Below are 3,261 nucleotides of genomic sequence, written 5' to 3'. Positions count from 1 at the left end.
GTCGTACGCCGCGCGGGCCTCGGCGCCCCGCTTCCCGTCGAGGCGGCCGCCCAGCACCCCGTAGCCGTACACGGCGGCGTGCTCGGCGGCCAGGGCCGCCTGGGCGGCGGTCAGCTCGGAGGAGTCGGCGTCCTCCTCGGACGGCCGGACGGAACGAGTGCTCATGCGGCTGTCTCCTCGGCCAGTTCGGTCAACAGATACGCGTGCGCCGCCGCGGCCGCCGCCACCGAGGCCAGCAGCCGGGCCAGCTCCGGTCCAGCGGTCAGCAGCGCCTCGGCGTACGCGTCGGTCCGGCGGCGCTCGGCGGCGGCCAGCTCCTTCACCGCGGCCTTTGGGTCCGCGGACACCGGGCCGGGTGCGGCGGCGGAGGGCTTCCCGGCGCCCTCCTTCGCCTTCGCGCGCGGCTGCGCCAACGCCTTGCCGTGCTCCCGCACGGCCGCCCGCAGGGGCGCGAGGCCCGCCGCCGTCGCCGGATGCGCCTCGGCCACCAGGTCGTACCGGGCGAGCAGGAGGGCGCCGTCGCGCACCGCCTTCTCGCGCAGGGTCCTCTCGGTCTTCGCGGCGGCGGCCCGCGCGCCGGAGTGCGCGGGCTCCCCGCCGTCCGCGGCCTCGTCGCCGCCCCCGCAGCCGGTCAGCACCGCACCCAGGGCGAGGGCTCCCGCAGCGGTGAGCGCCCCCCTGCGCGTCGTCCCCGTACGCCGCACGCTTCTCCTTCGAGCCTGGACCGATCCTGACAGGATCTGTCCTGATGTGATCACCGCAGGCGAGCGTACCCGCGGCCGAGCGGCAGGCGGACGGCAACACCCCTGGCGACCGGATACCCTTTGTCCTGACGCACGACGATCCCCACAACAGCACACGCGGCCGAGGAGTCACCCGGATGAGCACCACCCAGAGCGAGAGGCTGCGCGGGTTGCTGGAACCGCTCGTCAGCGCGCAGCAGCTGGACCTCGAGGAGATCGAGGTGTCCCGGGCCGGCCGCCGAGGAGTGCTGCGGATCATCGTGGACTCCGACGAGGGCGTGGAGCTGGACGCCTGCGCGGAGCTGAGCCGCGCGATCTCCGAGAAGCTGGACGAGACCGACGCGATGGGCGAGGGCGAGTACGTCCTGGAAGTCAGCTCCCCCGGCGCGGACCGCCCGCTGACCGAGCACCGCCACTACGTACGCGCCATCGGCCGGCTGGCCAGGTTCCACCTGGCCGGCGACGGCTCCGGTGAGCTGGTCGCCCGCATCCTCGCCGTCGACGAGGACGGGCTCGACCTCGAAGTACCCGGCGTCAAGGGCCGCAAGCCCACCGCCCGCCGCCTCGCCTTCGACGAGATCGCCAAGGCGCGCGTGGAGATCGAATTCAACCGCAAGGACAAGAAGGAAGAGGAGGCGTAGCCGTGGACATCGATGTGAAGCTTCTGAAGGGCTTGGCGCAGGACAAGGAGATCCCCTTCGACGTGCTTGTCGGGGCGATCGAGTCGGCCCTCCTCATCGCGTACCACCGCACCGACGGCAGCCACCGCCGGGCGCGCGTGGAGCTCGACGCGAACGGCCACGTCACGGTGTGGGCCAAGGAGGACCCGGCCGACCTCGAAGAGGGCCAGGAGCCCAAGGAGTTCGACGACACCCCGTCCGGATTCGGCCGGATCGCCGCGACCACCGCCAAGCAGGTCATCCTGCAGCGGCTGCGCGACGCCGAGGACGACCGCACCTTCGGGGAGTACGCGGGCCACGAGGGCGATGTCGTCACCGGCATCGTCCAGCAGGGCAAGGACCCCAAGAACGTCCTGGTCGACATCGGCAAGATGGAGGCCATGCTGCCGGTCCAGGAGCAGGTGCCGGGCGAGGAGTACGTGCACGGCCTGCGCCTTCGTACGTATGTCGTACGGGTCGCCAAGGGCGTCCGCGGCCCGTCGGTGACGCTCTCGCGCACCCACCCGAACCTGGTGAAGAAGCTCTTCGCGCTGGAGGTTCCGGAGATCGCGGACGGCTCGGTGGTCATCGAGGCGATCGCCCGCGAGGCCGGCCATCGCACCAAGATCGCCGTGCGCTCCACCCGCGCCGGCCTGAACCCCAAGGGCGCCTGCATCGGTCCGATGGGCAGCCGTGTGCGCAATGTCATGGCCGAGCTGCACGGCGAGAAGATCGACATCGTGGACTGGTCCGACGACCCGGCCGAGATGGTCGCCAACGCGCTGTCGCCCGCCCGGGTGAGCGAGGTCGAGGTCGTCGACCTCGGCGCCCGCTCCGCCCGCGTCACCGTGCCCGACTACCAGCTGTCGCTGGCGATCGGCAAGGAGGGCCAGAACGCCCGCCTCGCCGCCCGCCTCACCGGCTGGCGCATCGACATCCGCCCGGACACCGAGACGGACGAGGAGCGCGTGAGCGCCGACCGCGAGCGGGCCGAGCGGGCCCGGGAGCGCTCGGAAAGGCGTTGACCCGGAGCGGCTCCAGGGAATAGATCTGGGCGGTACGCCGCTGAGATCACGACAACATCCGTTCGATTTTTGCCCCAAAGCGGCGAGGTCGGTACGGGGAGGTAGACTTAAACGTGTCTGGCCGGACGCAAGCCCGCGCTTGCCCTGAGCGAACCTGTGTGGGATGCCGGGAGCGAGCGGCCAAGAGCGAGCTGTTGCGCATCGTGGTGGACGAGGGCGCTTGCGCCCCTGATCCACGCGGTACGCTGCCCGGCCGGGGTGCTTACGTGCACCCCGTCTCTGTCTGTCTCGCCCTGGCGGTCCGCCGCCGGGCGTTCCCCCGGGCCTTCAAGGCCAAGGGGCCGTTCGACACCGCGGCACTGACGCGGTTCGTCGAGCGGGCTGCACCGCAAGAAAAGTGAACGGCACGGGTCCCCGTGCGGTCAGGTACCTCGCGAGTTGGAAGTAGGTCGAGATTGCGATGAGCACTCGATGAGTACGCGATGAGTACGCCCATGAAGTAGCGACGGTCCGGCGGTAACCCGGACCTAAAAGGAGCGAAGTGGCTAAGGTCCGGGTATATGAACTCGCCAAGGAGTTCGGCGTGGAGAGCAAGGTCGTCATGGCCAAGCTCCAAGAACTCGGTGAGTTCGTCCGTTCGGCGTCCTCGACGATCGAGGCGCCGGTTGTACGTAAGTTGACCGACGCACTGCAGGGGCCCGGCGGCAACGCCGGCAAGTCCGCTGCCAAGCCCGGTGCGCCCCGCAAGGCGGCGCCCGTGAAGCCCGCAGCGCCCTCCCCGGCCGCTGCGGCACGTCCCGCTGCCCCGAAGCCCGGCGCACCGGCCCCCAAGCT

6 protein-coding genes are annotated in these 3,261 nt (G+C 71.2%); 4 read left to right on the top strand and 2 right to left on the bottom strand.

Annotated elements, in window-relative coordinates:
• The coding region (locus tag CR470_RS36855) for a DUF4439 domain-containing protein (protein ID WP_143663974.1) at positions 1 to 165 on the bottom strand (165 nt) is incomplete at its 3' end.
• Complete coding sequence (locus CR470_RS36850; RefSeq protein ID WP_097872053.1) at positions 162 to 704, bottom strand: hypothetical protein; 543 nt, start codon at positions 702 to 704, stop codon at positions 162 to 164. The genes CR470_RS36855 and CR470_RS36850, both read right to left, overlap by 4 nt.
• Positions 705 to 880: 176 nt before the next feature.
• Between CR470_RS36850 and rimP the strand changes: the two genes are divergently transcribed.
• From rimP to CR470_RS36830, 4 genes are all read left to right on the top strand, one after another.
• Complete coding sequence (gene rimP / locus CR470_RS36845) at positions 881 to 1,384, top strand: ribosome maturation factor RimP (protein ID WP_097872051.1); 504 nt, start codon at positions 881 to 883, stop codon at positions 1,382 to 1,384.
• Between the two features lie 2 nt (positions 1,385 to 1,386).
• Positions 1,387 to 2,427 (top strand): transcription termination factor NusA, encoded by a 1,041-nt coding sequence (gene nusA / locus CR470_RS36840; RefSeq protein WP_097872049.1) that lies wholly within the window; start codon positions 1,387 to 1,389, stop codon positions 2,425 to 2,427.
• A gap of 113 nt (positions 2,428 to 2,540) precedes the next feature.
• Complete coding sequence (locus CR470_RS36835; protein ID WP_179892505.1) at positions 2,541 to 2,828, top strand: YlxR family protein; 288 nt, start codon at positions 2,541 to 2,543, stop codon at positions 2,826 to 2,828.
• A 140-nt stretch (positions 2,829 to 2,968) separates the two neighbouring features.
• Positions 2,969 to 3,261 (top strand): translation initiation factor IF-2 N-terminal domain-containing protein (locus CR470_RS36830; protein ID WP_143663973.1); only part of this gene is annotated, 293 nt, incomplete at its 3' end.

This window comes from Streptomyces sp. rh34, from assembly GCF_002551245.1.
GTDB lineage: Bacteria > Actinomycetota > Actinomycetes > Streptomycetales > Streptomycetaceae > Streptomyces.
This window is presented reverse-complemented; position numbering and strand designations above follow the sequence as displayed.

Coding starts and splice junctions, on each gene's coding strand:
- rimP (WP_097872051.1), top strand. CDS start 881: ATGAGCACCACCCAGAGCGAGAGGCTGCGCGGGTTGCTGGAACCGCTC.